Source organism: Mycobacterium sp. (genome assembly GCF_035623875.1).
Lineage (GTDB): Bacteria > Actinomycetota > Actinomycetes > Mycobacteriales > Mycobacteriaceae > Mycobacterium.
The window spans coordinates 1-25,629 of sequence record NZ_DASPSP010000127.1 but is presented as its reverse complement, the minus strand read 5'-3'; the positions used below and the strand labels follow the sequence as shown (position 1 = coordinate 25,629).

Sequence of the window (25,629 nt, the reverse complement as noted above, 5' to 3'; positions counted from 1 at the left end):
AACGAAACCGATCTGGCGGGCTCCGACAAGCCGTTGGATCCCGGCAAAGGCGAACCCGACCATGCGCAAGAGCGCTGCGGCTCGCCCGCGTGGGACCTTCCGGCGGTGTTCGGCCCGATAGCGGTCACTTACAACGTCGTCGGCGTGAGTTCGCTGAACCTGGACGGTCCCACGACGGCGAAGATCTTCAATGGCAGCATCACCACCTGGAACGACCCGGCGATCAAGGCGCTCAACGCAGACGTCAACCTGCCCGCGACGCCGATAAACGTCGTCTTCCGCAGTGATAAATCCGGCACTACCTACAACTTCCAGAAGTATCTCGAGGCCGCATCCGACGGCGCGTGGGGCAAGGGCACCGACGAGAATTTCGACGGGGGTGTCGGGCAGGGCGCCAGCGGGAATGAGGGTACGTCGGCGGCCTTGACGGCAACGGCCGGGTCGATCGCCTACAACGAGTGGTCTTTCGCGGTGGCCCATCAGTTGGCGATGGCTCAGATCGTGACGTCGGCGGGTCCGGATCCGGTGACGATCACCACCGACTCGGTCGGCAAGACAATCGCCGGCGCCAAGTTTGCCGGGCAGGGCAATGATTTGGTCGTCGACACGTCGTCGTTCTACAAGCCGACGCAGGCCGGTGCCTACCCGATCGTGCTGGCAACTTACGAGATCGTCTGCTCGAAGTATCCGGATTCTGCGACCGGTGCCGCGGTAAAAGCGTTCATGCAGGCCACAATTGGTGACGGGCAAGCCGGTTTGGACCAGTACGGATACATCCCGATACCGAGCTCGTTTCAATCGAAACTTGCTGCGGCCGTGAACGATATCTCGTGAGAGAAGGAGCATCGAGGGTGAGTAATTGCGAGCCGAGTTCGCGAGTAGGGTCGCGGTTTGGGCCCTATCGGCTGCTGCGGCAACGACAGAGCGATCAAGTTCGCCATCGCCGGATGCCCGGGGTAGAGTCGGGCAATCAAATTTCAGCGCCGGCGGATTGCGATCACGCGGTTCGCTGCGGCGGCTAACAAGTAGACCACCGCAACCACGATGATCAATGTCAGCGCGGCGCCCCAAACCCGAAGGAAGCCTGCGTGTTCGGGATTGTTGAGCTCGCTGTAGATCAACAGCGGCAGCGATGCCATGTTGCCGTTGAAGATGTCGAAGTTGATCGACCGGCTGTATCCGACCAGCACCAGCACCGGCGCGGTTTCGCCCATGACACGCGCGATCGACAGCAAGACGCCGGTGATGATGCCCGGCATCGCGACGGGAACGACGATCCGCATGATGGTTTTCCATTTCGGAATGCCCAAGGCGTAGCTGGCTTCGCGCAGGTCGTGGGGCACCAACTTGAGCATTTCCTCAGTCGAACGAACCACGATTGGCAACATCAGCAAAACCAATGCGAGTGACACCGCGAAGGCGCTCTGCTGGAATCCCATGGTGGCGATCCACAGGCTGAAGATGAACAGCGCCGCCACGATGGACGGCAGACCGGCCAGCACATCAACCATGAAGCTGGTGAAGCGCGCCAGCCGAGTGGAACGGTATTCGGCCAGGTACACCGCGGTCATGAATCCCAGTGGTACGGCCAGGATAGCCGCCACCGCAGCCTGCACCAGTGTCCCGTAAATCGCGTGATAAGCCCCGCCGGAAAACTGCTCCGGCAGAACTCCGCGCAGCGAGTGGCTCCACCATCCGGGCTGCGTGACGGCATACAAGCCTCTTTGAATGACAACCCACAGCAGCCAGGCCAACGGTACCAACGCGATGGCGAACGACGTGACGAAAAACAGTGTCGCGACGTCATTTTTGATCCGGCGTCCGATACTAATCCGCCGAATCGCAGCAGCTTTGACCGGCAGGTCGAGGGTGGGCGTGCTCATGTCTTGACCGCCCTGCCAACGATCGCGCGGGCGGCCGCGTTGACGATGAAGGTGAGGACGAACAGCACGAATCCCGCCGCGATATAGGCTCCTGTCGGCAACGGCTCACTGAATTCGCTTGCCGCAGAAGCGATCTTGGACGCGAATGTGTAGCCACCGTCGAAAAGCGACCAATGTCCGGCTTGAGCGGATGCGCGCAAGATAATCAGCACTGCCACGGTTTCGCCGAGCGCGCGGCCCAAGCCCAGCATTGACGCGGCGACGGCGCCGCTACGACCGTACGGCAGCACGGTCATCCGCACCACCTCCCACTTTGTCGCGCCCAGTGCTTGCGCTGCTTCGATGTGAGTAGTGGGCGTCTGCCGGAACACTTCTCGCGATACCGAGGTGATGATGGGCAGGACCATCACCGATAGCACGACGCCAGCGGTGAAGATATTGCCGCCGCCGGCCAACGAAACGTTGCCGACCTTGAACAGGAACAGCCATCCAAGGTGGCGGTTGAGCCATGCCTCGATCGGTTCGAGCTGCGGTGCCAACACGAAAATCCCCCACAACCCGAACACGATCGACGGCACAGCGGCCAGCAGATCGACGAGCGCGCCGAACGGGCGTGACAGCCTTGCCGGCGCATATTGGGTGAGGAACACTGCGATCCCGATCGCAACCGGCACCGCCAGGGCCATGGCGCAAAGTGAGCTCAGCACCGTCACCATGAAGAGGTCACGGATACCAAACGCCAGGTTGTTGCTGTCGGTGGTATTGAATTGCGCGCTGGTGAAGAAATTCGCGTGGTTGGCGCGCAGTGACGGGACGGCCTGGACCAGAAGGAAGATCGCGATCAGACCGATGGCGATGGTGATCGTCGAACCTGCCAGGGCGGCGACCGACTTGAACAGTCGATCGCCCCGCCGCGCCTTGGCTCCGTCGCTAGCGCTTGGCGCGGGCGTTGTCGCGGTCGACAAAGTGGCGGTCATGGATCACGAGATGGCGTTGACCGCGGTCGACAGCCTCGACTTGAAGGCGTCCGGAATAGGGATATATCCGTTGTCCGCCAACCCATTCTGTCCGGGACCAATGGTGGCCTGCAAGAATGCCTTCACGGCCGTGCCGACCTGGCTGTCAGGATACTTGGAGCAGACGACCTCATAGGTCGCCAGCACGATCGGATAGGCGCCCGGCTGCGTCGGCTTGTAGAACGACACCGTGTCGAGCACCAGGTCGTTACCCTGCCCTTTGATTTGTGCCCCGGCGATGGTCTTGCCGACCGAGGCGGCGCTGATCGATACCGAGTCGGGGCCCGCCGACGTGACGATCTTGGCCACGTTCAGCTTCTGCGCCTGGGCGAACGACCATTCGTTGTAGGTGATTGATCCGGGGGTGCCCTTGATGGCCGCCGAGGTGCCGTCGTTGCCCTTGGCGCCTTCGCCGACACCGCCATTGAACGACTTTCCAGCGCCCTTGCCCCATGCACCGTCCGATGCGGTGTCGAGGTACTGCTGGAAGTTGTCGGTCGTTCCCGACTGGTCGCTACGGAACACTACGTGTATCGGTAGTGCGGGCAGGGGCGTGCCGGCGTTGAGCGCTGTGATGGCCGGGTCGTTCCAAGTCTTGATGGTCCCGTTGAAGATTTTCGCCGCCGTCGGCCCGTCCAGATTCAGTGAGGTCACGCCGTTGACGTTGTAGGTCACCGCGATCGGGCCGAACACCACCGGCAGGTCCCATGCCGACGAGCCGCACCGCTGCTGCGCTTTGCCGTGTTCATCGGCGCTCAACGGCACATCCGAGCCGCCGAAATCAGTTTGATTGCCCACGAACTCATTGATCCCGGCACCCGAACCATTGGCCGTGTAGTTCAAGGTTTGACCTGGGCACGCCTGTTCGAACGCGTTGACGAACCGGGCCATCGCATTCGCCTGGGCGGTAGATCCACTGGCTTTCAGCGTCTGCTTTCCGCCGCAACTCACATTCGTCGCCGACAAACCAGACGAACCAGACGTCGCACCGCCTTGACTCGTCGTGTTGGCGTTGTTGTTTCCACATGCGGACAGCATCAACGCACCGGTTGCCAGCACACTCAACCCAGCGCCAAATCGATTGAGTTTCAAATCGGTTCCTTCGAACGGTCGGGCTGATGACTACTTTCACTGCGCCACCAGGTCAAGACGGACCACGGGATCCTGCCGAGATAGGCGAAGCGTGGCTGCTCTGGGCCAACGCCATGAGGACTCGAAGTAAACAAATCGCGTCACTAAGCCGAACGTAGCACCAGCGTGAGGCGGTCTGCGGCCCATTGGTAAATCAATCGCTTGACTTAACCGACACTGCGCCGATTAACTCTTCGACATGGTCAACGAACTGGCCGGCAAGGTCGCGATCGTCACCGGCGGGGCATCGGGCATCGGCGCCGGCATCGTCGAGAAGTTTTTGGCGGAGGACGCTCGGGTCGTGATCGCCGACATTGAGCGCGATCGCGGTGAAGATTTCGCCGCCTCGCTAGGCGCCGGCGCGGTCTTCCGGTTGACCGACGTCTCCGATCCCGAGCAGGTCGGTGCGCTGGTCGCAGCTGCGGTCGACACGTTCGGTGGGCTAGACGTGATGGTGAACAACGCCGGAGTCTCCAGCAGGATGCATCGCAGCTTCCTGGACGACGACCTTGCCGACTTCTACCGCGTGATGTCGGTCAACCTGCTGGGCGTGATGGCCGGTACCCGCGACGCGGCCCGGCAGATGGCGACCACCGGCGGCGGGTCGATCATCAACATGTCGTCGATCGGCGGCATCCAGGCCGGTGGTGGCGTGATGACTTACCGCGCGTCCAAGGCGGCGGTCATCATGTTCACCAAGTCCGCCGCAATCGAGTTGGCGCAATACGAAGTTCGGGTCAACGCCATCGCGCCTGGCAACATACCGACGCCCCTGCTGGCCACGACGACGTCCGAGCAGTCCGCCGAAGAACTCGCGCGTTTCGAGCACGCGATCCGCGAGCAGATGCGAGCCGACCGGCCGCTGAAGCGGGAGGGCACACCCGCGGACATCGCGGAGGCCGCACTGTACTTGGCCGGCGATCGGTCCCGGTATGTGACCGGCACCATCTTGCCGGTCGACGGCGGCACCGTCGCCGGAAAGGTGTTCCGTCGGCGTAGCGAGAAGAAAGATTAAATCAATCGCTTGACTTAATCGGGATCAGGGCGTTGACTGACCAGGTGACCACCGCGAAGGCCACGCGCACCGACCGGGCCAGTACGACCCAGGAGGCGATCCTGACCGCCGCCGAACGGCTGTTCGCCGAACACGGGGTCTTCGCCGTCTCCAATCGGCAGGTCAGCGAGGCTGCCGGCCAGGGCAACAACGCCGCGGTCGGCTACCACTTCGGCACCAAAACCGATTTGGTGCGGGCCATCGAGCAGCGGCATCGGGTGCCCATCGAGCAGCTGCGGGAAAGCATGGTCGCCGAGACGGTGCAGTCGGGGGCCGGCGACGATATGCGGAGCTGGGTGGCGTGTCTGGTACGTCCGTTGACCGATCACTTGGCGGCCCTCGGCAACCCCACCTGGTACGCGCGCTTCGCTGCGCAAGTGATGACCGATCCGGCCTACTACAACATCGTGGTGAAAGATGCCCTGACTTCTGAATCACTGGTCCAGGTGATCGATGGCATCAGCCGGTGTCTCCCCGAGCTGCCGATCGACGTTCGGGTGGAACGCAACCTGATGGCCCGCAACCTGCTGATGCACACCTGTGCCGAGCGTGAAAGGGCAATGGCCGCAGGCGCATCCGTGCCGAGTTCCTCTTGGCAGGCCGCCGGTTCTGGTCTGATCGACGCGGTCGTGGGACTCTGGCTGGCGCCGGTAACCCCGCACGATTAGAAGAAGTTGGCTGTAGAAAATTATGAAAGTGACTGTGGACCAAGACATATGCGCATCGTCGGGAAACTGTGTGATGCACGCTCCCGAGATTTTCGACCAGCGCGACGATGACGGAGTCGTCGTTCTGCTGAACGAGAACCCGCCGGCCGAACAGGCTGACAACGCCCGCAAGGCCGCCGCGGGTTGCCCCGCACTGGCCATCCACATCGAGGAGTGAGAAGTGTCCGACACCCTCACCGGCAGCACGACCGAGGCGATCGCTGACGTCCCGGAATATCCGATGGGACGGGCGGCCGGCTGCCCGTTCGCCCCGCCGCCGGAGGTGATGGAGCTAGCCGAGGCGCGGCCATTGTCCAGAGTCAAGATCTGGGACGGCAGCACGCCATGGCTCATCACCGGCTATGAGGAAGTGCGGACGCTGTTCTCCGATTCGCGCGTCAGCGTCGATGACCGGCGGCCCGGCTTTCCGCATTGGAACGAGGGCATGTTGTCGACGGTGCACAGGCGGCCCAGATCGGTCTTCACCTCTGACGCCGAGGAGCACACCCGGTTTCGGCGAATGCTGTCAAAGCCGTTCACCTTCAAGCGAGTAGAAGGCCTGCGGCCGGTGATTCAGCAGATCACCGACGAGCACATCGACGCGATGCTGGCCGGTCCGCAGCCGGGCGACATCGTCGCTGCGCTGGCGCTGCCGGTGCCGTCGCTGGTGATCAGCCAGCTGCTCGGCGTGCCGTATGAGGACGCCGAGATGTTCCAGCACCATGCCAACATCGGGCTTGCCCGGTACGCGACCGGCGAAGACACCGTCAAAGGCGCGATGAACCTGAACAAATACCTTGCTCAGCTGGTCGAGGCCAAGATGGAAAATCCGGCTGAGGACGCGGTGTCGGATCTTGCCGAACGAGTCAAAGCCGGAGAGCTCAGCGTCAAGGAGGCCGCGCAGCTCGGAACCGGCTTGCTGATCGCCGGGCACGAAACCACGGCCAACATGATCGGCCTCGGCGTGCTGGTGTTGTTGCAATACCCGGATCAGGCGGCTGTGCTGCGCGACACCGAGGACCCGAAAGTCGTTGCGAACGCAGTCGAGGAACTGCTCCGCTACCTGTCCATCATCCAGAACGGGCAGCGCCGAGTCGCCGCCGAGGACATTGAGATCGCCGGCGAGGTGATCCGCGCCGGCGAAGGGATCATCATCGACCTGGCGCCGGCGAACTGGGATGCCAAGGCATTTGCCGAACCCGAGCGGCTGTATCTTCATCGCTCGGGTGCTGGCCAGCACGTCGCGTTCGGCTACGGCAGGCACCAGTGCGTAGGCCAGCAGCTGGCCCGTGCCGAGCTGCAGATCGTCTTTCACACGCTGCTGCGCCGTGTCCCCACGCTGGAACTGGCCGTTCCGATCGAGGACGTCCCGTTCAAGCACGACCGCCTCGCCTACGGCGTCTACGAACTGCCGGTGACCTGGTGAATCCGTTCATCAAGCGATCCGAGATGACTACTCTCGAACAAGTGTGGATCCGATTGGAGTGTCAATGATGTCGACTCAAACAAGCCCCGTCTCGCTCTACCCGCCCGGAGGCTTTGGCGCACCCAAGGATCGACACGGCCACGCCACCGGCACCAATGTGGGCCTGCCGGAAGGAACCGTGGTTTTCTCTGCGGACAACCACATTTCGCTGGCCGACGACATCTTCTACCAGCGTTTCCCGGAAGCCCTGAAAGACAAGGCGCCGCGGATCTGGTACGAGGACGGCGCCTACCAAGTCGGACGCAAAGGACAGTCGTTCCTCCCGGGCGACTTCAGCGCGGTGCTGATGCAATACGACGACCTGCCCGGGGCCGCAAGTACCAACATCGAGGCCCGGATTCAGGAACTACGCGAGGACGGCGTCGAGAAGGAGCTAGCGTTTCCCAACGCCATCCTGGCGCTGTTCCACTACCCGGACAAGGAACTTCGCGAGCTCGCGTTCCGTATCTACAACGAGTACATCGCCGAGCTGCAGGAGCGCTCCGGTGGACACTTCTACGGCGCCGGGCTGATTAACTGGTGGGATCCGCGAGGCACTCGTCGCACGCTGTCGGAACTCAAGTCATTGGGGCTCAAGACTTTCCTGCTGCCGCTCAACCCGGGCAAGGACGACGACGGCAATGTGATCGACTACGGCAGCACCGGGATGAGCACAGTCTGGGACGAGATCGAAGACGCCGGGCTTCCGGTCACGCACCACATCGGCGAGACCCCGCCGAAGACCCCGTGTCAGTTCAACAGTGTGGTCGTCGGGATGATGATCAACATCGACGGATTCCGCGAGCAGTTCGCCAAGTACATCTTCTCGGGGATCCTCGATCAACACCCGAGGCTGCGGATCGGCTGGTTCGAGGGCGGGATCGCCTGGGTGCCGTGGGCCCTGCAAGATGCCGAGCACCTGGTGGCGTCATACCAGCACATGTTCAATCGGCCCCTGGAGCACGACGTGCGCTACTACTGGGACAACCACATGAGCGCATCGTTCATGGTCGACCCGCTTGGACTGCAATTGATCGACCAGATCGGCGTCGACAAGGTGATGTGGTCGTCCGACTATCCGCACAACGAAAGCACGTTTGGCTATTCGGAGAAGTCGTTGGCCGCCGTTGTCGACTCGGTCGGCGCCGAGGCCGCCGCGCGGATCGTGAGTGGCAATATCACCGAATTCTTAGGCCTGTGAAGGGCTTTTGATGACGACGTTTCTGGCCGCACCAACGTCCGCGCTCGATATCCCGGACGCACCCGATCTCGATCGGATGCGTCGCGAGACCGGCGCGCGGCTGCGCTCGGCGATGGCCGACCGCAACGTGGATGCCTTGATCCTGCTCGGAAACAACAGTGTCGTCTATGCCACCGGAGTGAGCTGGCCGTTGGGTGACGCCGGTTTGTCCTACGTCGAGCGTCCGGTCGCGGTGGTGCTCGCCGACGACCCGTATCCGCACCTGTTCCTGCCGTTCCGCGAAGGGGCCGCATCGGAATCCGCACTGCCGGCCGACCACCTACACGGCCCGGTCTATCTGGAGTTCGACGAGGGAGTGGCGAACTTCGCGCGGGTGGTCGAGGACCTGGTCCCGGCCGGGTCGGTGCTTGCGGTGGACGAACTCACCGGCGCGATGCGGCGCGCGCAGCCCCGACTCTTCCCCTCCGGGCGGCCCGTCGACGCCGCGCAGATCGTCGGCGCGGCCAAGCTGATCAAGACTCCTGACGAGCTGGCCTGTATCCGTACCGCGTGCCGGATCACCGACGAAGCCATGGTCGACGTGCAGGCTGCGCTGGCACCCGGCATCCGTCAGATCGACCTGTCGGCCAGTTTCCTGCGGCGAGCATTCGAACTGGGTGCGATGGCCAGCATGCTGGACTCGATCTGGCAGGTGATGCCGGAACGCAGGGCGGACGGCGTCTGGACCACCCACGGCGATTTGGCGTTGCCGCTCTTGACCACTGAGCGCGAACTGGTCGCCGGTGACGTGCTGTGGACCGACGTCAGCATCACCTATGCGGGCTACTGCTCTGATTTCGGCCGCACCTGGGTAGTTGGCCGCGACCCGACACCGCGCCAGCAGGCCCAATTCGGCAAGTGGCGGGAAATCATGGACGCGGTGCTCGATGTGACGCGTGCGGGCGCCACTGCCGCTGAGTTGGGCAGGGCGGCAACAAAAGCCAACGGCGGTACCCGGCCGTGGCTGCCGCACTTCTATCTCGGGCACGGAATCGGTGTGAATGCCGCCGAAATGCCAATGATCGGTACCGATCTCGGCGACGAGTTCGACGAGAACTTCGTTTTCGAGCCGGGAATGGTGGTGGTGCTGGAACCGGTGGTGTGGGAGGACGGCACCGGCGGCTATCGCAGCGAAGAGATTGTCGTCATCACCAAGGAAGGCTGGATTCCGTTGACCGACTACCCCTATCACCCATATGGGGCGCGCTGACGACGATGCAGAGCAGAGCAGCGATGTGGGGGTACCTCCCGCTTGCGGGGGAAAGGAGTAGCGCCGATGGCAACTGAGGTTTTGCCCGACGACCGCGCGCTGCGTGCAGGTCGCCGGGAACGAGCGCTGGCCCAGATGGAAAAGCACGACCTGGACGTGTTGGTTCTCGGGCGACAGGCCAACGTGCGCTACGTTACCGGCGCGCCTCAACTGTGGGTAGCAGGCACCCGCCCATTCGGACCGACATGTGTGGTCGTCCGGGAGACCGAGGCGATCCACTTGCTCAGCACCTGGGACGAGGGGGTTCCCGACGACATCCCACACGAGAACCTCTACGGCATCGCCTGGAATCCGACGAACACGATCGCGGTGCTGACCGGCATCCAGGGCGCAGCGACTGCCAAACGCGTTGGTACTGACGCACTTTCACCAGGATTCGCCCAGCTGCTACCGATGGCCTTCCCCAACGCCGAACTGGTCGACGGTGAGCTGGCCATGCGCGCCGCCCGGCGCATCAAGACCCCGGAAGAAGTGACGGCGCTCCGCGAAGCCATCCGGGTAGCCGAGGTCGGCCTGGCCGCAGCAGTCGCGGAGCTGCGACCGGGTGTCAGCGAGAAGACGCTGGCCGGGATCCTGCTGGAGGCCATGGCGGCCGGTGGGGTGAGCACCCCGTCGACCCAGGATGCTGCGTGGGTGACCGCACGCGATCACCCGTGGCGACGGGCAAGTGAGGACGGACTGGTTCAGCCCGGCGATTTGGTGGCGTTTTCCGCGGGCGTACTGGACGCCGGCTACACCGGTGAGGTCGGACGCACGTGGCCTGTCGGCGAGCCCAGCGGTGCCGCTGATCTGTATCGGCGATGGGATGTCTTGTGGCACAGGCTGTATGACGCATGCCAACCGGGCGCGCCGGGTACCGACCTGCTTGCCGCCTACCAAGCTGCGGGGGAGCAGCTGCCGCCGATGCCGATTGCACGCGGTCTAGGTCTGGGATTCGACCCACCGGTCATTTCGCAGCAGCTGCCGGCGACCGCTGCTGGGGAGCGTCTGGAAGCGGGGATAGTAATTGCGGTGACCGGCTATGTCTGGCAAGAAGGCGTCGGTGCGGTGTTCGGTCGGGAGGCGGTTTTGATCACGGCCGACGGCCCCGAGATCCTGACATCCAGCCCATCGGCCAGCGTTGCCGTAGGCGCTTGAAAATGGCTGAGAACAACCGACCGTCGCCCGAGGAGATCATCCTCTACGCGAAGGACCCGACGACCAAGATCGCGACGATCACGTTCAACCGTCCGGAGTTTCTCAATGCGCCCACCTCGGCGGCGCGGCTTCGCTATGCGGATCTGCTTCGCGGGGCCACCGTCGACGACGACGTCAAAGTCGTGGTGATTCGCGGTGTCGGCGACGACTTCGGCAGCGGCGCAGACCTTCCCGAGTTCATGGCGGGCGCCGACTCACCCGATGCCCGGCTGGCCGAAATGCGGGTGGACGATGATAACGTTCGGTATCCACCCAAGGGATCGCTTCGCCACGGCGCGACGATCAGCGCTTGGTTCGCGAATTCGCAGGCCGGTAACCGTCCCCTGCAAGAGTTCAAGAAAATCAGCATCGTTGAGGCCAAGGGATATTGCTACGGTTGGCACTTCTACCAGGCCGCCGACGCCGATCTGGTGATTGCCAGCGACGACGCGCTGTTCGGCCATCCGTCCTTTCGGTATTACGGCTGGGGGCCGCGGATGTGGACCTGGGTGCAGACCATGGGGCTGCGTAAGTTTCAGGAAATGGTTTTCACCGGAAGGCCATTCACCGCCGACGAGATGTTCGGTTGCAACTTCCTGAACAAGGTCGTGCCGCGGGATCAGCTGGAGGCCGAGGTCGACAAATACGCGCTGGCGTGTGCCCGCAACCGCCCGACCGACACCATCTTCATGCAGAAGGTCTTCTTCGAAGTGGTGAAGCAGTATCAAGGCGAATACCTGGGCAGCCTGCTGAGCGCAGTCTTCGAGTCGATGGGCGGCGGCGTCACCTCCGACGATGACGACCTGATGCTCGGCGACGCCATCGACAGCGGTCTGACCGACGCGGTGAAGGACAACGACAGCAAGTTCCCGCCGGAATTCCGGTTAAGCAAGTCCAGCCGGGCGAAGAACGAGTAGGCCGTGCAGCCAGAGACTGGCCCGCTGCACGGCTACACCGTCGTCGAGCTCTCCACCGGCATCGCCGGAGCTTACTGCACCAAACTGTTGGCCGACGGCGGCGCGCGGGTGATCAAGGTCGAGTCGCCCCAAGGTGATCCGCTGCGCGGATGGTCGGCGTCCGGGGCGCGCATCGAATCCGGCGGTGACGGCGCGCTGTTCGGTTTTCTGGCGTGTTCCAAGCACAGTGTCGTCGCCGATCCCGGCATCGACGGCGACGTCGAGTTCGTCAACGACCTGTTGGCCTCCGCGGACGCGGTGGTGTGGTCGCGGGGTTCGACGGTGGCCGACTGGAGTGCATTCACCCCCGCCGCGCTGCGTCGATCGCATCCGCACCTGACCGTCACGGCTATCACCCCGTTCGGTCTGGAAGGCCCGTGGCGGGGCCGACCGGCGACCGAGTTCACCCTGCAGGCATGGTCGGGCGGAATCATCGGGCTTGGTCGCGGATCACCTGACCGCGCACCGGTATTCGTCGGCGGGCAGGTCGGTGAATACCTCGCCGGCGCTTACGCCAGCGCGGCGACGTTGGCCTCGAAACGCCGCGGTGCCGGTGAGCTCCTCGACCTGTCCATGCTGGAAGCTCAGATTTTGGGGCTCACCTACTACCCGGTCACCTATTTCCAGATGCTCGGACGGCCGTGGCGGGATGCCCGCAAGGTCACCGTGCCGGGGATCGCCCGAGCCAAAGACGGGCTGGTCGACGTGGGATGCGGAACCGCGCAGCAGTGGTTTGATCTGTGCGCGATGACGGGCCATCAGGATTGGATCGACGAGAATTCGCCGCTGTCGATCACCGAGCTGGCCAATGAGAAGGCCGAGGAGATCTACGCCTGGGTGCGCAGCCAGACGGTGCAGGAGATCCGTGACCTCGCCACCGCGTTCCGGATTCCGAACGCGCCGGTGGCCAACGGCGCCAACATCGCCGAGTTGGACCACTTCCGGGAGCGACGATCATTTGTGGCCAACCCTCGCGATGGTTTCCGTCAGCCCGACCATCCTTACCGGATGCAACCCGCGCTACTTCGGCCGCCGCAACCGGCGCCGCGGCTCGGTGAGCACACCGTGCGATACCGGCGGTCCCGGCCACCCGCGCGGCAGCCATTGAAGCCTGACGGCGTTACGGATGGCTTGCCGTTCAAGGACTTACGCGTTCTGGACATGACGACCTTCTGGGCCGGGCCGAGCTGCACGCATTTCCTCGCCTTGCTCGGTGCCGAGGTGATCCACGTCGAGTCGACTCGCAAACCGGACGGCACCCGGCTGATCGCCGGTATACCGGTCACCGAAGAACGCTGGTGGGAAAAGTCGCCGATCTACTCGGCTCTCAATACCAACAAGAAGGGGCTGACCCTCGATCTGCAGACTGCAGCGGGACGGGACCTGCTGCGTCGCTTCATCGCAACCTCTGACGTCGTCGTCGAGAACTTCACGCCGCGGGTGCTCGATCAGATCGGTCTGGACTTTGCGGCCGTCCAAGCGCTACGGCCCGACGCGATCTTGCTGCGGATGCCCGGGTTCGGGCTGGACGGGCCGTGGCGCGACAACCCGGCATTCGCCTACGTCATCGAGGCTGCGTCGGGGGTGAGCTGGCTGACCGGCTACCCGGATCGAAACCCCTACGAGCCGTACTCGGTAGGCGACCCGAACGCCGGTGTGCATGCGGTCAACGCGCTGCTGCTTGCGTTGGAGTTCCGGCGGCGCTCCGGGCAAGGCGCGTTGATCGAAGCCGCGATGATCGATGCCGCACTCAACATTGCCGCCGAGCAGGTCATCGAATACTCCGCGTACGGGGCATTACTGCAACGGGCCGGCAATCGAGGACCGACGGCGGCACCGCAAAACCTCTACCGAACGGCTGACATCGATGAATTCGGCCGTCTCGACAGCTGGGTCGCGGTCGCGGTGGCGAACGATGAGCAATGGGCAGGGCTGCGCGAGGCGCTGGGCCGGCCGCCATGGGCAATGGATTCCGGGCTGTCGCAGGAGGCCGGCCGGCGAGAACAGCACGACCTCATCGACGAACATCTCGGCGCGTGGTGTCAGGATCGCAGCGGCGACGAGATTGTCCGACGCCTATGGGATTCCGGCGTCCCGGTGGCCAAAGTACTGCAGCCGCATCGCCAGACCGACATTCCGCAGCTAGAGTTCCGCGGCTTTTTCGAGGACATTGGCCACCCGGTGAACGACCGAGTCGCACACAGCACAGTGCCGGTGCGGTTTTCTGCTGGACCTGACCGATTCCATCTGCAGCCCGCGCCTCTGCTGGGCCAGCACAACCACGAGCTGCTCGCGGAAATCGGGGTAAGCGAACGCGAGATAGCAGAGTTGGAGGCCGACGGTGTCATCGGCCGAGCCCCTGGCGGCGCGAGAACGGTTGCCAAACGGTGACAATCAAGCCGTCTGACATCCTGCTTAGCGACCGCGTCGCCGTGGTCACCGGCGGCGGCGCCGGCATTGGTCGAGGCATTGCAGCTGGGATGGCTGCTTTCGGCGCCTCGGTGGCGATCTGGGAGCGAGACGCCGAAAGCTGCCTCTCAGCCGCCGAAGCCGTCGGAGCACTGGGCATCGTTACCGATGTCCGTGACAGCGACCAGGTCAACGCAGCCCTGGAGCGCACCGCCGCCGAACTCGGACCGGTGACGATTCTGGTGAACAATGCGGGTGGGGCGTTCTTCTCGCGACTGCTTGAGACCAGCGAAAACGGTTGGGATGCACTGTATAAGGCGAATCTACGACACGTGCTGTTGTGCACCCAGGTGGTCGCGGGAAAACTGGTGGACGCCAAGTTGCCCGGCAGCATTATCAACCTGACCTCGATCGAGGGCGTCCGCGCCGCACCCGGCTATGCCGCGTACGCCGCCGCCAAGGCGGGTGTGATCAACTACACCAAGACCGCGGCGTTCGAACTTGCGCCGCACGGAATCCGAGTCAACACAATAGCACCGGACCTCACCGTGACCGAAGGCCTGATGCGGCTCAGTCCCGAGGGTTTGGGGCCCGAGGTCAGCCAAGCCATTCCGCTGGGGCGACCCGGCCATGTCGACGAGATCGCCGGCACCGCAGTATTTCTCGCATCGGAAATGGCAAGCTATATCACCGGGCAGACCATTCACGTCGACGGTGGAACACAGGCCGCCGGCGGCTGGTACCACCACCCAGAATCCGGCGGCTTCAAGTTCGGGCCGGGCTAGCTAGTGGCTCTGGCCTTTTAGTGGGTCCAGCCGTCGGCGGCCTGATCGTCAAACGTGTGGTCAATGCGCTCGAACCTGCGGCGGACTGACGCACGCGCCGCCGCGTGCGGCAGCACGTACAACCGGTTGGCCAGAATCGCATCGGCGGTGAGACGGGCCACCTCATCGACGCCGAGGGTGTCCTCTTGGGAAGGAGCCGGCCCCGGCCCCTCCGTCACGACCGCGCTTGATGCCAGGCCGTAGTCCGCTCCGCGGATTCGTTCGGAATTGGAGACCAGTTTGGTTTCGACGACCATGGGACAGAGCACCGACACACCGATGCCGTGTTCTCTCACCTCACGGGCCAGCGTCTCGGCCAGGCTGACGACGCCGTATTTGGCGACGCAGTAGGCTCCGAGGCCGACGTTGGGTACCAGGCCGGCAAACGATGCGGTGAAGGCGATATGGCCGCCCGTACCCTGCTCGAGCAGCCTCGGCAAGAACGCCTCGACGGCATGGATGTTGCCCCACAGATCGATGTCGATCACCCAGCGCCAGTCCTCGTGTGTCATCTGTGCGATCGGGCCTGCGACCACGATGCCCGCATTGCTGAAGACAATGTCGACGTGGCCGAGAAGGCGAAACGATTCGTCCGCCAGGTGAACCATCTCGTCGAGGTGCCGGACGTCGCACATCACCGGGTGCGCGTCAAACCCCGCGCCATGCAACCGCGCTACCGCCTGTTCCAGCGCGGGCTTATCGACGTCGGCGAGCACAACGCGCGCTCCACGGCGAGCGAACTCGGTGGCAGTAGCGAACCCGATCCCATTCGCACCGCCGGTGATGACGGCAGCTTTCCCTTTTAACCGGCCTTCGGAATCGTCCATGCCGCCCGACGTTAACCTATGGTCTCGGCGGGTCGGCGAGGGCCCGGCTAGCCGGCTACTTCAGGCAGCTACCCGCGTCGATGGGAAGGGTGACACCCGTGACGTAGCGCGCCTCGTCGGATGCGAAGAACAGCACCGCATTGCTGATGTCTTGGGGCTCCACCCACGGAATCGGCAGCGTGTGAAACATCTGACAGATGGGCGCCATGTCGTCCGGACCCGGATTTTCCAGATCCGGGCGGAACATCTTGAAGGTGCCCTCGTTGTGCAACATCGGTGTCTTGACATGAGTTGGGTGCACAGAGTTGACGCGAATCATGTGCTGCCCCAACTCCACTGCGAAGGCGCGCATGAGCCCGACGACTCCGTGCTTGGCTGCGACGTAGTGGCCGGTGTGCGGGTAGGCCTTGAGTCCGCCAACCGAGCTGGTCAGGATGATCGAACCGCCATGGCCGCCCGCGAGCAAGTGCGGCACACCGGCTTTCACGGTCTTCCACACCCCGGCCAGGTTGATGTCGATCATCTCTGTCCAGTCTTCTTCGCTGGTCTTGTCCAGAGTGTCGCCGCCGTTGCCGATACCTGCGTTGGCCACGATGATGTCAAGCCGGCCGAGCTGCTCTACGCCGCTGTCCACCGCAGCCTTCAATGCGTTGTAGTCACGCACATCGACTTCGGCGGTGACGATTCTGCGGTTGTGGCCCTTGACCAGGTCGGCGGTCTCCGCCAGATCCTCCGGTGTCGAGGCCGGGATCGCAGTGTCCGTAACGCCGTCGCGGATTGGCTTACAGATATCGATCGCAATGATGTCGGCACCCTCCTGCGCCAACCGCACCGCGTGTGAGCGACCCTGTCCACGGGCCGCGCCGGTGATGAACGCGACCTTGCCTTCGACTCGACCCGTCATCGTTACCTCATTTCCTGAATTGTGTTTTGCTCAACGGAGAACCGCCGGCATTGCCTCCCAGCCACGCACGGTGGACGTCGGAGACAAGGTGGCGCAGCTGAGGTCGACCTCCCATTCTGGGAAGCGCTTCAAGATCTCTTCGAGCGCGACCCGCCCCTCCAGCCGCGCCAGTGCCGAGCCGAGGCAGTAGTGGGTGCCGACGCTGAAGGCGAGATGCTGGCGCGGTTCCCGGTGAATGTCGAAAACGTCTCCGTCCGGCGGGAATTGACGGCGATCGCGATTGGCTGCTCCGATGAGCATCATCATGGCGCTGCCCTCCGGCACCGTCTGCCGGTAGTACGTGACGTCGCGGGTCACGTAGCGTGCCACGTGCGGAGCCGGCGGTTCGAAGCGCAGCAGTTCCTCGATGGCCTGGGGGATCAGCGCGGGGTTCCCGGCCAGTTCCCGTCGCTGGTCGGGATGCTCAGCCAGCACCTTGCCGGCCCAGCCGATCAGCCGGGTGGTGGTCTCATTGCCTGCGCCGGAGACCACGCTGATATAGGTGAGTAGCTCGTCGTGGGACAGCCGCCGGGTTATCCCCGCCTCGTCTTCGAACTCAACGTTCAACAGGTCGGTCATGATGTCGTCGGAGGGATGCTCGGCACGCCAGTCGATGAATTCCGCGAAGAACTCGCCCGTGTTCATGCGGTCGGCCGCCAATGTCATCGGCTTGCCGGCTTCGGTGCGCATCTGCGCGTTGGTCAAATCGCGCGCGGCTTCCTGATACTCCTCAGGCACCCCGAGCAGCATGCCGATCACCCGCATCGGCATCTGGGCACCGAGGTCTGCGACGAAATCGAAACGGTCGGCGCCAATCAGGGGATCCAAACTGCGAGCACAGAATTCGCGAATTTTGGGTTCCAAATCGTTGATCTTGCGCGGGGTGAACATGCGAGCCAGTAATTTGCGGTGTACATCGTGGATCGGTGGGTCCTCGAAGATGAGCACACCCGGCGGCATATCGATGTTGGCCTTGATCAGCTCGATGATTGCGCCGCGGGCCGAGCTGAAGGTTTCGTGATCGACGATCGCCCGGTCGACATCGGCAAATCGGCTCAACGCATAGAAGTCGTACTGCTCGTTGTAATACAGCGGTGCGTCTTCGCGCAGCCCACGAAATGCCACGTAAGGGTCGGCATTGATCTGCACGTCGTACGGGTCGTAATAGACGCCGTCGGGAGCAGTGACTCTCACGGAACTTCGCCTCTCGCTGCAACCGCATTGTTGGTAGCTCTAAGCATCTGCGGCAACTCTGTCATCAGCCACCTGCAGGTGTCAACGTGGAATCCGTTTTCGGCACTTATCATTCTTGCGTACAGAGAATATAATTCTCAAGCGATCCAGGACGTGCGATATGCGAACGTTTCGCTGGGTCAGGTGTCGAGCAGAGCTGCAACCGAGCAGATCGGTCCAGAGATCGGACACCCGGCTAGTTAGATTCTCGAAGCCGGATAATCTGCTTCTCGCGCTAGTCGCCGACGAATCCGCGCGAGCAGAAGTCCCATACTTCGTCGGCAGTAATGGGATGCACGGTCGCGTCGTCGGCGCCCCCGCTGGACTGAGCAATGAACATGACCGTCTGCATGGTCATCGCGGCCATCCGCCGTGCGTTGATAGCGGCGCGCAGCTCGCCTGCGGCGTCTGCCGCTTCCATCAGTTCGGTGAGCAAAGCAAGAAGTGGTGCATGAGCCACTTTGACCTCAGCCGGATGCGAGACCAGCAACCTTGGCGCGAAGTCGGTGAACAGCGGCCGTTTGGCCGTTGGATCGGGTCGAGAAGCTTCGAACAGCAACTCGACGGCGACCCGCAACCGCTCGATGGGGTCGGAGTGGTTCGCGGTAGCGGCGCGGATCTGGTCGGCCGACCGGCTCAACGCGTCTTCGAACAAGGCGAGCAGCAGTTCGTGCTTGCCGTCGAACTGCAGGTAGAAGCTCCGCAACGACTGCCGGGAGCGGTCGACCACCTCTTGCACGGTAAAGTCCGTGCTGCCCTTCTCGATGATGATGGCCTGGGCCGCGTCGAGGAAGCGTTGGACGCGCTGCGCTGCCCGCAGCTTCGCCGTCTTAATCGACCGCTCGACAGCGCGCTGTTTCCAGGCCGGCTCTTCGCTTGGGCTGGTCACCGGGGACTCAGCTGATTGCCGCGAGGGGAGAACATGATTGGACTGTACCGGAGAACGCCGTGTCATTGCCTGACTAAACCCCCTCACGGGACTACGTGTCTGAGATTGTAACTTTCTCACTACGAGAATACTATTCTCTTCCTGCTCTCCATGAAAGCAGAACGCCAAAGAGCGGCGGAGAAGTATCCATGCAGCAGGCCTTCGACGCGGCGGTACCGATCCTGCGGGCCGAGATGGCCGTGTCGTTAGGAATGAGCAAACCGGGCGCCGGCTCGGATCTGGCATCGCCCGCGCACCCGGGCGGTGCGCTGCTCTTGTGCGATGCATGCCAATTCTAGGCAGCGAGATCGATGCCCTGGTGGATCATGCGTTGCCCTTGGGTCAGAAAATATGGGGCATGGTAGATCAGAAGCCACCCCGATCGTCGGGCGACGAACGAGAAGTATTGATGACGTTGCTGCAATATCAGCGGGAATCCCTGATACGCAAGGTCTTTGGAGTCGACGAGGCGGCGGCCCGTCAATCACCGGTAGCGAGCGGGACTACACTGCTGTGGCTTGTCCGCCACCTGGCTAACGCGGAGCGGCTGTGGATAATTCATCGTTTCGCCGGTGGGGAGAAACCTCCGCCTATGCGCGACACATCACACGACACCGTCGATGCCGCGCTGACTGCGTATCAGCGCACCTGGGCCGATGTCGACGCGGTCATCGCCGCCGCCCCCACGCTCGACGAGGTCAGCGTGATCGCCGATGATAGCGGCCACCTCGCCCTGCGCTGGATCCTGGCACACCTCCTGGAGGAAACGGCCCGCCACGCTGGCCACGCCGACATCCTTCGCGAACTCATCGATGGAGTGACCGGCCGCTGACTTCGGAACCTGATCGGCATAGCAGGTCCCGCTACAGCTGCGCCAGTCGCGGCGCAAACCGCTTGGCGCGCAGCGTCGCTCCAGCCTCCCGGGTCAGTTCGCGTGCACTACCGAGCAGGCCATCCAAGACCAACGAACGCTTCACATGGCGATGCAGCTCATGGTCTGCGGTGAAGCCGATACCACCCAGCACCTGCTGGCAGTGCCGCGCGGTGATCAACGCTGCCTGGCCGGCCGCGGCCTTGGCGAGTAGAAAGCTCAGATCACCGGGCTCAGCCGCGGCGGCAACCAGGGTCGCCTCCGCGCCTTCGACGGCGACCAACGTCTCGGCCAGCCGATGCCGGATCGCCTGGAACGAGGCGACGGGCCTGCCGAATTGCACACGGTCCAAAGCATGTTGGCGCGCCAGCGACAGCATGGTCCGGCTGGCGCCCACCAGCCACCAGCCAAGCGCCTGCCGACCCGCGGCGAGAGGTACCGGATCTCCCTGGGGCACGCGGTGTATCGGTAGGTCATCGCCGAGCGCCGACCCCGCCTGGTCGGCGCGTTCCCAGACGACCCAGGAGCCTCCTGCGAACGGCAGCGCAAGGGTGCCGCCTCTGTCGCGTCCAGCGGCGCGCAGCACGACGTCGTTGAGCACCGGCGCATGAGCACCAGTCTCACCGAGTAGCCGAAAGACCAGAGGAATTGCGGTTTCTGGCATTTCGTTGAGCATCTCAAGCCAGCCCAGCTCCGTTAACGCCTCGCCGAGTGCGCGACCTGACGCCGCGGTCATGGTCTTACGTAAAGCGTCTTCCAACAGATGCAAGGACTCGGTATCCACACTCACTCCTTGCCCAAGTCCAGTAGCCGGCGCGCGATGATATTCCGCTGGATCTCCGCGGTGCCGCCGTAGATAGTCGCCGCGCGCGAATAGAGGTACTCGGACCGCCATGGCGTGTCGTCCAACTCGAGCGTACCGGGCAGCAGGTCGCGCACGGTGTCGAACATTCGCTGCTCGGCGGTGGCCAGCAAGACCTTGTCGATAGAAGTCTGCGGCCCGAGTGGCTCTCCATCGGCCAACCGGTGCTGGGTGGCGCGAGACCGGCACCGCAGAGTGTGTAGTGCCAAATACGCCGAGCCGATGTCCAGGTCTGCGCCGCAATCGTCGGGATCGATGGCTTCGGTGAGGAATTCGTCGAATCGTGCGTAGAGGTAGGCGATCCGCTGCCAGAAGCAGGTGGAGCGCTCATAGGGCAGCAGGTCCATTGCAAGCCGCCAACCGTCTCCCGGCCGGCCCAGCATGCGTGTTGCGGGCACCACCACGTCGTCGAAGTAGACCTCGCAGAATTCGTCGACCCCGTGCATCGTGCGTAGCGGCCGAATGGTGATGCCCGGCGTGTCCAGATCGACGAAGAACGCGGTGATTCCATCATGGCCCGGTGCGGTGCGGGTGAGCAGTACGCACCGCGTCGAGTACTGCGCGTAGCTGGTCCAGACCTTCTGCCCGTTGATGATCCAGGCTTCACCGCGCGGGGCGGCGCGGGTGGTCAGCGACGCCAGGTCGCTGCCGGAGCCCGGCTCGGAAAAACCCTGACACCACTGCTCACGACCGCTGAGCAGCCGCGGTACCATCTCAGCTGCGAGTTCCTCAGGGGCGTAATCGATCATGGTGGGTGCGAGCACCTCGACCATCGAGTAGGGGCCCGGCTCGGCAAGACGACGGCCGACCACCTCCTCGCCGACGATCGCGCGAAGGATGGCGGGCCCGCCCAGTCCGCCGACGTGCTCGGGCCAGCCGTATCGCATCCAGCCGGCGTCATACAGCGCGGAATGGACTCGGGCGAGCTGCTTGATGTGGCCTTCCAGCGAGTGGTCCGGCCCGGGGGTGAGGTCGTGCTCGTCCAGCCACGCCCGCAGGTCCGCCCGGAACTGCTCCACCTTCATGCAGGGTTAGCGGAGGGTCGTCCTATCGCGTGCGGACGCCCCGAGTCGTGCACGCCGCTGCGCCGAATGAACGTCATCGCACGGGTCTTCAACCGCCAGCCGTCGGCCGTCCGCACATAGGTGTCGTTGTAGTAGCCGATCCGCATGTCGTGGGTGGCGTGGTCGATGAAGCACAGCGGTTGTGTTCCGGTGGCGGTGTCGCCGTTCAGCTCGATCACCGGAGTAGCCGTCATGAACAATCCCTTGGGCGCGGCGTCGACGAGCACGGGAAATCGGTCCAGCGAATAGGTTTCGCCGAAAGCGCTGTAGGTGCCGTCGGGCGTGAAAACTTTGACCAGCCCGTCGATGTCCTGCTGCGTGATGGTTACGGCGTAGCGCGCCAACAGCTGCTGGATCTCGACCAGGTCGTCAGTTCGTGTTGGCATAAATTTTGCCGCCTTTCATCACGAAGCTCACCTTCTGGGTAACGCCGATGTCGGATAACGGATCTCCGGGCACGGCGATGACGTCCGCGAGCAGGCCCTCGGCCAGCCGGCCGCGATCGGTGGCGTTGATCAACTCGGCGGCCGTGCTCGTCGCCGCCCGCAACACCGCCAGCGGCGGCAGGCCCCAATCGACCAGGGTGACAAGTTCGTCGGCGTTTTTGCCGTGCGGGATCGCCGGCGCGTCGGTGCCCACCGCGATCTTCACCCCGGCTTCGTAGGCGGCCAGTATCGAGGTCCGCGATTTCGGGAACATCTCAGCGGCCTTGGCTTGTAGCTCGGGCGGGGCATGCGAGACGTCCATCCCCTCCGCCAGACGCCGGGTCGACACCAGGAAGGTGCCGTGCTCGACCATCATCGCGATCGCCCCGTCGTCGATCAGGAACCCATGCTCGATGCAGTCAATGCCCGCTTCGACCGCATGCTTGACCGCTTCGGCGCCGTGCGTGTGCGCGGCGACTCGCAGCCCGCGCCGGTGCGCCTCGTCGACGATCGCTCGCAGCTCTTCATCCGAATAGTGTTGCGCGCCAGGCGGGCCGGTCAGTGACATCACTCCGCCTGAGCAGCAGACCTTGATCAGCTCGGCGCCGTGCTTGATCTGATACCGCACCGCCTTGCGGATCTCGTCGATTCCGTTGGCGATGCCCTCTTCCACCGTCAAGTCCAGCACATGCGGGGCGAACGCGGCGAACATGGTCGGGTCCAGATGGCCGCCCGTCGGGGTGATCGCATGCCCGGCGGGCACCACTCGCGGGCCGTCGATCCAGCCGGCGTCGATCGCCTTTCCGAGCGCGACGTCGAGCAGATAGCCGCCGGTCTTGACGAACAGGCCGAGGTTGCGCACCGTGGTGAAGCCCGCACGCAGCGTCCGACGGGCGTTGCCGACCGCGCGCAACATTCGCGTCGGCGGGTCATCCTGAACCTGGGACAGCCCGGGTTTCTCCCCGCGCCCGCCCATCAACAGGTTGACCTCCATGTCCATCAACCCGGGCAGCAGGATTTGCTCGCCCAGATCGATAATTTCGCCCTCGGCATCGCCGCCGATGCCGACGATCCGGTCGCCCTCGATCCGCAGGATGCCCGGTCGGACGATATCGCCTGCGTCGACGTCGAGCAGGCCGGCCGCCTTGAGCGTCAGCACGTCTTAAATCACCGGCTCCCTGATCAATTCGACCCAGGCCGCACCGCTGTCCGGGACGCGTGGTTGCTTCCACGCCTCGATCGGAAACGACACCATGATCAGCGACTGCATCACATGCATGAGTGTCACTGCATCCTCGGGCAGATCATCCAATGGGTACTGGTCGCAGTAGGCGATCACGTCGTTCAATCGGGGGAACGCCGCGTCGTAGAAAGACTGCATCTGCGTCATCGACGAGGCCAGCCGCTTGGCGTAGCGCTCGGGTTCGGTGGCCAGGTCCCACTCCAGATAGGGCTCCAGGTCTGCGAATTCGGCGGGCAGCTTGGTTGGAGTGGCCTTATTAATTGTGGCCATTGTGGCTGTACTCCTTCACGTAGTCACCGGTCACTTTGTGCAGATGCCGGAGCAGGATCTCCTGATCGCACAGCAGAAAGTCCTTGACGACCTTGGTGCCGATCATGGTCTGGGTCGCTTCCAGGGTGTTGGCGTCCTGTAGCGCGTACTCCTTGAACGTTACTGCGGCCAACTCATGGGCGAGCCGTTCCCGCGCGTTCCGCGGCGGAACGAAATACAGCGTGCACTCGAAGATGTGCTTGTCGACCGCAGTCGGCCAGTAGTGGTAGGTCAGGAACCAGCCGGGCTCCCAGATCAGCAGCATGAAGTTGGGGAAGAAGTGCCACGAATCAATACCCCACTGCGGCACCCTCTTTGGGTTGACGCCCGGAGGCAGCTCAGCAAGCTTCTCGATGACCTCCGGCTTGTCCCACGGCCCGAACAACCCGCTACGCAGCACCTGGTCCATGGGCTTGACCATGGACAGGTCCGCGGGCGGCGCCTGACCGCCCCAGGTTGAGATCATCCCGTGCGGGCTCGCCAGCTCGTAGTAGAGCGCCTCGAAGCCGTACTTCATGATCTTGGCGGCTTCTTCCTTGGTGTACTGGCCCTGGTGCAAGACCGGCGCGTGGTAGAACTCGGCGAATGCGTCGATGAACAGCTTCCAGTTGCTACCGACCTCCGCCCGATACGAGTAGCACTCGGTCATCTCGTAGAACGGGTAGCCCTCGATTCCCTTGGCGAGCGGCCCCAGGTAGTCGACAAGCGGCTTGGCGTTCTGGTCGAGGTTGATGAAGATGAACCCTTCCCACACCTCGCACCGAACCGGCACCAAGCCGTATAGGCTCTTGTCGACGTCGAAGAACTCGTCCTCCTGCTGGATGAAGGTCAGATCGCCGTCCAGGCTGTAGCGCCAGGCGTGATACTTGCAGGTGAACTGCCGGCAGGTGCCCGAGGTCTCCTCGTGCGGGAAGTCGTTCCACACCAGCTTGTTTCCGCGATGCCGGCAGACGTTGTGAAACGCCTTGATGGCACCGTCCTTGGTCTTGACGACGATCACCGACATGCCCGGGCCGGCCGACGGCAGCTCCTTGGTGAAGTAGCTGCCGGTGCGGGGCAGCCGCTCCACCCGACCGACGTTGAGCCACGTCCGTTTGAAGATCGCATCGCGCTCGGTTTCGAAGAATGCCGGATCGATCGAGTCGGTGTAATCGACCGGTGCGGTTCCCAGTTCGGGATAGTTTTCCGTCCAGCTGCCGGCATCCGGCTTGGTGAAGTGTGGCAAGGTTCTACCTCTCTGTCCGGGCTTTCTGGTCGTGCTCGACCTCGACGCCAAAGGTGTTCAGGGCCATCGCAAGTGCGGCGTAGCCACCGGTCGTGAAGATAAAATCCATCCGCTGCCGCTCGTCCAGCCGCTCACCGAGGGCTGCCCACGTCTGGTCCGACAGGTTGCTTTTCTCCTCGAGCTCATCGACGGCGTCTAGGACTGCGCGGTCGAACTCGTCGGTCGGGTCGCCGGATTTGATCGCGGTGATCTCGGCGTCGGACAGGCCTGCCTTTTTGCCGATGGTGACGTGGTGTGTCCACTCGTAGTCGCAACTGCGCCGATGTGCGACCCGCAGGATGACCTGCTCGCGGATGCGCGGCGGCAGCGTGGAGCCGGACAGCAGATAGACGCTGAAGCGGAGGAACGCGCGGGTTAGCTCCGGGTGGTGTACCAGGGTGCCGAGTAGGTTGCCCGCGTCGCGAGGATTTCGCCGCTCTTCGGGCAGCATCCCGGCGACCGCATGCCGGGCAGCGTCGTCCCACTGGTCCGCCGGCAATGGGGACAGACGCATGCGACCTCCTCAGTT

At 63.6% G+C, this 25,629-nt stretch carries 27 protein-coding genes; 13 read left to right on the top strand and 14 right to left on the bottom strand.

Annotation, left to right across the window (positions count from 1 at the left end):
* A partial coding sequence (gene pstS / locus VEI45_RS10465) for a phosphate ABC transporter substrate-binding protein PstS (RefSeq protein ID WP_324852823.1) occupies positions 1 to 834 on the top strand: 834 nt, incomplete at its 5' end.
* 143 nt (positions 835 to 977) lie between these two features.
* Here pstS (VEI45_RS10465) and pstA read toward each other — a convergent pair.
* From pstA to pstS (VEI45_RS10450), 3 genes are read right to left on the bottom strand one after another with little or no spacing between them, the layout of a single operon-like run.
* Positions 978 to 1,883 carry a phosphate ABC transporter permease PstA gene (gene pstA, locus VEI45_RS10460; protein WP_324852821.1) on the bottom strand — a complete coding sequence of 302 codons (906 nt, stop codon included), beginning with the start codon at positions 1,881 to 1,883 and terminating at the stop codon, positions 978 to 980.
* Positions 1,880 to 2,860 carry a phosphate ABC transporter permease subunit PstC gene (pstC, locus tag VEI45_RS10455; RefSeq protein WP_324852819.1) on the bottom strand — a complete coding sequence of 327 codons (981 nt, stop codon included), beginning with the start codon at positions 2,858 to 2,860 and terminating at the stop codon, positions 1,880 to 1,882. The genes pstA and pstC overlap by 4 nt, the downstream gene beginning before the upstream one ends.
* A gap of 3 nt (positions 2,861 to 2,863) precedes the next feature.
* On the bottom strand, positions 2,864 to 3,991 hold the full coding sequence (gene pstS / locus VEI45_RS10450) for a phosphate ABC transporter substrate-binding protein PstS (protein WP_324852817.1): 1,128 nt from the start codon (positions 3,989 to 3,991) through the stop codon (positions 2,864 to 2,866).
* A 238-nt stretch (positions 3,992 to 4,229) separates the two neighbouring features.
* Here pstS (VEI45_RS10450) and VEI45_RS10445 point away from each other — a divergent pair, with 238 nt between their 5' ends.
* From VEI45_RS10445 to VEI45_RS10400, 10 genes are all read left to right on the top strand, one after another.
* A complete protein-coding gene (locus VEI45_RS10445) occupies positions 4,230 to 5,045 on the top strand; it encodes an SDR family oxidoreductase (protein WP_324852815.1) in 816 nt (271 codons plus the stop codon).
* A 44-nt stretch (positions 5,046 to 5,089) separates the two neighbouring features.
* A complete protein-coding gene (locus VEI45_RS10440) occupies positions 5,090 to 5,752 on the top strand; it encodes a TetR/AcrR family transcriptional regulator (protein ID WP_324852813.1) in 663 nt (220 codons plus the stop codon).
* A gap of 22 nt (positions 5,753 to 5,774) precedes the next feature.
* Positions 5,775 to 5,969 (top strand): ferredoxin, encoded by a 195-nt coding sequence (locus VEI45_RS10435; protein ID WP_324852811.1) that lies wholly within the window; start codon positions 5,775 to 5,777, stop codon positions 5,967 to 5,969.
* A 3-nt stretch (positions 5,970 to 5,972) separates the two neighbouring features.
* A complete protein-coding gene (locus tag VEI45_RS10430; protein ID WP_324852809.1) occupies positions 5,973 to 7,217 on the top strand; it encodes a cytochrome P450 in 1,245 nt (414 codons plus the stop codon).
* A gap of 178 nt (positions 7,218 to 7,395) precedes the next feature.
* Positions 7,396 to 8,457 carry an amidohydrolase family protein gene (locus VEI45_RS10425; protein WP_324852827.1) on the top strand — a complete coding sequence of 354 codons (1,062 nt, stop codon included), beginning with the start codon at positions 7,396 to 7,398 and terminating at the stop codon, positions 8,455 to 8,457.
* A 10-nt stretch (positions 8,458 to 8,467) separates the two neighbouring features.
* On the top strand, positions 8,468 to 9,706 hold the full coding sequence (locus VEI45_RS10420) for a Xaa-Pro peptidase family protein (RefSeq protein WP_324852807.1): 1,239 nt from the start codon (positions 8,468 to 8,470) through the stop codon (positions 9,704 to 9,706).
* A gap of 66 nt (positions 9,707 to 9,772) precedes the next feature.
* A complete protein-coding gene (locus VEI45_RS10415) occupies positions 9,773 to 10,903 on the top strand; it encodes a M24 family metallopeptidase (RefSeq protein WP_324852805.1) in 1,131 nt (376 codons plus the stop codon).
* A gap of 2 nt (positions 10,904 to 10,905) precedes the next feature.
* Positions 10,906 to 11,859 carry an enoyl-CoA hydratase/isomerase family protein gene (locus VEI45_RS10410; RefSeq protein WP_324852803.1) on the top strand — a complete coding sequence of 318 codons (954 nt, stop codon included), beginning with the start codon at positions 10,906 to 10,908 and terminating at the stop codon, positions 11,857 to 11,859.
* A gap of 3 nt (positions 11,860 to 11,862) precedes the next feature.
* Positions 11,863 to 14,289 carry a CoA transferase gene (locus VEI45_RS10405; RefSeq protein WP_324852801.1) on the top strand — a complete coding sequence of 809 codons (2,427 nt, stop codon included), beginning with the start codon at positions 11,863 to 11,865 and terminating at the stop codon, positions 14,287 to 14,289.
* Positions 14,286 to 15,092, top strand: coding sequence for an SDR family oxidoreductase (locus VEI45_RS10400; protein ID WP_324852799.1), 807 nt, complete (start codon positions 14,286 to 14,288; stop codon positions 15,090 to 15,092). The genes VEI45_RS10405 and VEI45_RS10400 overlap by 4 nt, the downstream gene beginning before the upstream one ends.
* Positions 15,093 to 15,109: 17 nt before the next feature.
* Here the strand turns inward: VEI45_RS10400 and VEI45_RS10395 are convergent, their stop codons facing one another.
* The 4 genes from VEI45_RS10395 to VEI45_RS10380 all read right to left on the bottom strand — a co-directional run bounded on the left by VEI45_RS10395 (position 15,110) and on the right by VEI45_RS10380 (position 19,023).
* The gene (locus tag VEI45_RS10395) at positions 15,110 to 15,958 is read right to left on the bottom strand and encodes an SDR family NAD(P)-dependent oxidoreductase (protein WP_324852797.1); all 849 of its coding nucleotides are present in this window, start codon (positions 15,956 to 15,958) and stop codon (positions 15,110 to 15,112) included.
* Positions 15,959 to 16,013: 55 nt separating this feature from the next.
* On the bottom strand, positions 16,014 to 16,862 hold the full coding sequence (locus VEI45_RS10390) for a mycofactocin-coupled SDR family oxidoreductase (RefSeq protein WP_324852795.1): 849 nt from the start codon (positions 16,860 to 16,862) through the stop codon (positions 16,014 to 16,016).
* A 30-nt stretch (positions 16,863 to 16,892) separates the two neighbouring features.
* Positions 16,893 to 18,095, bottom strand: a complete 1,203-nt coding sequence (locus VEI45_RS10385) for a cytochrome P450 (protein ID WP_324852793.1) — start codon at positions 18,093 to 18,095, stop codon at positions 16,893 to 16,895.
* Positions 18,096 to 18,369: 274 nt separating this feature from the next.
* Positions 18,370 to 19,023, bottom strand: a complete 654-nt coding sequence (locus tag VEI45_RS10380; protein WP_324852791.1) for a TetR/AcrR family transcriptional regulator — start codon at positions 19,021 to 19,023, stop codon at positions 18,370 to 18,372.
* Positions 19,024 to 19,211: 188 nt separating this feature from the next.
* Here VEI45_RS10380 and VEI45_RS10375 point away from each other — a divergent pair, with 188 nt between their 5' ends.
* Both VEI45_RS10375 and VEI45_RS10370 read left to right on the top strand, forming a co-directional pair.
* Positions 19,212 to 19,361 carry a hypothetical protein gene (locus VEI45_RS10375; protein WP_324852829.1) on the top strand — a complete coding sequence of 50 codons (150 nt, stop codon included), beginning with the start codon at positions 19,212 to 19,214 and terminating at the stop codon, positions 19,359 to 19,361.
* Positions 19,362 to 19,471: 110 nt separating this feature from the next.
* Entirely contained in the window at positions 19,472 to 19,894 is a 423-nt protein-coding gene (locus tag VEI45_RS10370) for a DinB family protein (RefSeq protein ID WP_324852789.1), read from the top strand.
* Between the two features lie 31 nt (positions 19,895 to 19,925).
* On the opposite strand, the gene VEI45_RS10365 is transcribed toward VEI45_RS10370, so the two are convergent.
* The 7 genes from VEI45_RS10365 to VEI45_RS10335 are packed head-to-tail and all read right to left on the bottom strand — an operon-like array spanning position 19,926 to position 25,614.
* Positions 19,926 to 20,669, bottom strand: a complete 744-nt coding sequence (locus VEI45_RS10365) for an acyl-CoA dehydrogenase family protein (RefSeq protein WP_324852825.1) — start codon at positions 20,667 to 20,669, stop codon at positions 19,926 to 19,928.
* A 50-nt stretch (positions 20,670 to 20,719) separates the two neighbouring features.
* The gene (locus tag VEI45_RS10360; protein WP_324852787.1) at positions 20,720 to 21,820 is read right to left on the bottom strand and encodes an acyl-CoA dehydrogenase family protein; all 1,101 of its coding nucleotides are present in this window, start codon (positions 21,818 to 21,820) and stop codon (positions 20,720 to 20,722) included.
* Complete coding sequence (locus VEI45_RS10355) at positions 21,817 to 22,245, bottom strand: nuclear transport factor 2 family protein (protein WP_324852785.1); 429 nt, start codon at positions 22,243 to 22,245, stop codon at positions 21,817 to 21,819. Before VEI45_RS10355 ends, VEI45_RS10360 begins: the two co-directional genes overlap by 4 nt.
* Positions 22,229 to 23,443: an amidohydrolase family protein gene (locus VEI45_RS10350; RefSeq protein WP_324852783.1), complete on the bottom strand. Its 1,215-nt coding sequence runs from the start codon at positions 23,441 to 23,443 to the stop codon at positions 22,229 to 22,231. Before VEI45_RS10350 ends, VEI45_RS10355 begins: the two co-directional genes overlap by 17 nt.
* A 3-nt stretch (positions 23,444 to 23,446) precedes the next feature.
* A complete protein-coding gene (locus tag VEI45_RS10345; RefSeq protein ID WP_324852781.1) occupies positions 23,447 to 23,797 on the bottom strand; it encodes a hypothetical protein in 351 nt (116 codons plus the stop codon).
* Positions 23,784 to 25,061, bottom strand: a complete 1,278-nt coding sequence (locus tag VEI45_RS10340; protein ID WP_324852779.1) for an aromatic ring-hydroxylating dioxygenase subunit alpha — start codon at positions 25,059 to 25,061, stop codon at positions 23,784 to 23,786. The genes VEI45_RS10345 and VEI45_RS10340 overlap by 14 nt, the downstream gene beginning before the upstream one ends.
* A gap of 4 nt (positions 25,062 to 25,065) precedes the next feature.
* A complete protein-coding gene (locus tag VEI45_RS10335; protein WP_324852777.1) occupies positions 25,066 to 25,614 on the bottom strand; it encodes a carboxymuconolactone decarboxylase family protein in 549 nt (182 codons plus the stop codon).
* Positions 25,615 to 25,629: the final 15 nt, after the last annotated feature.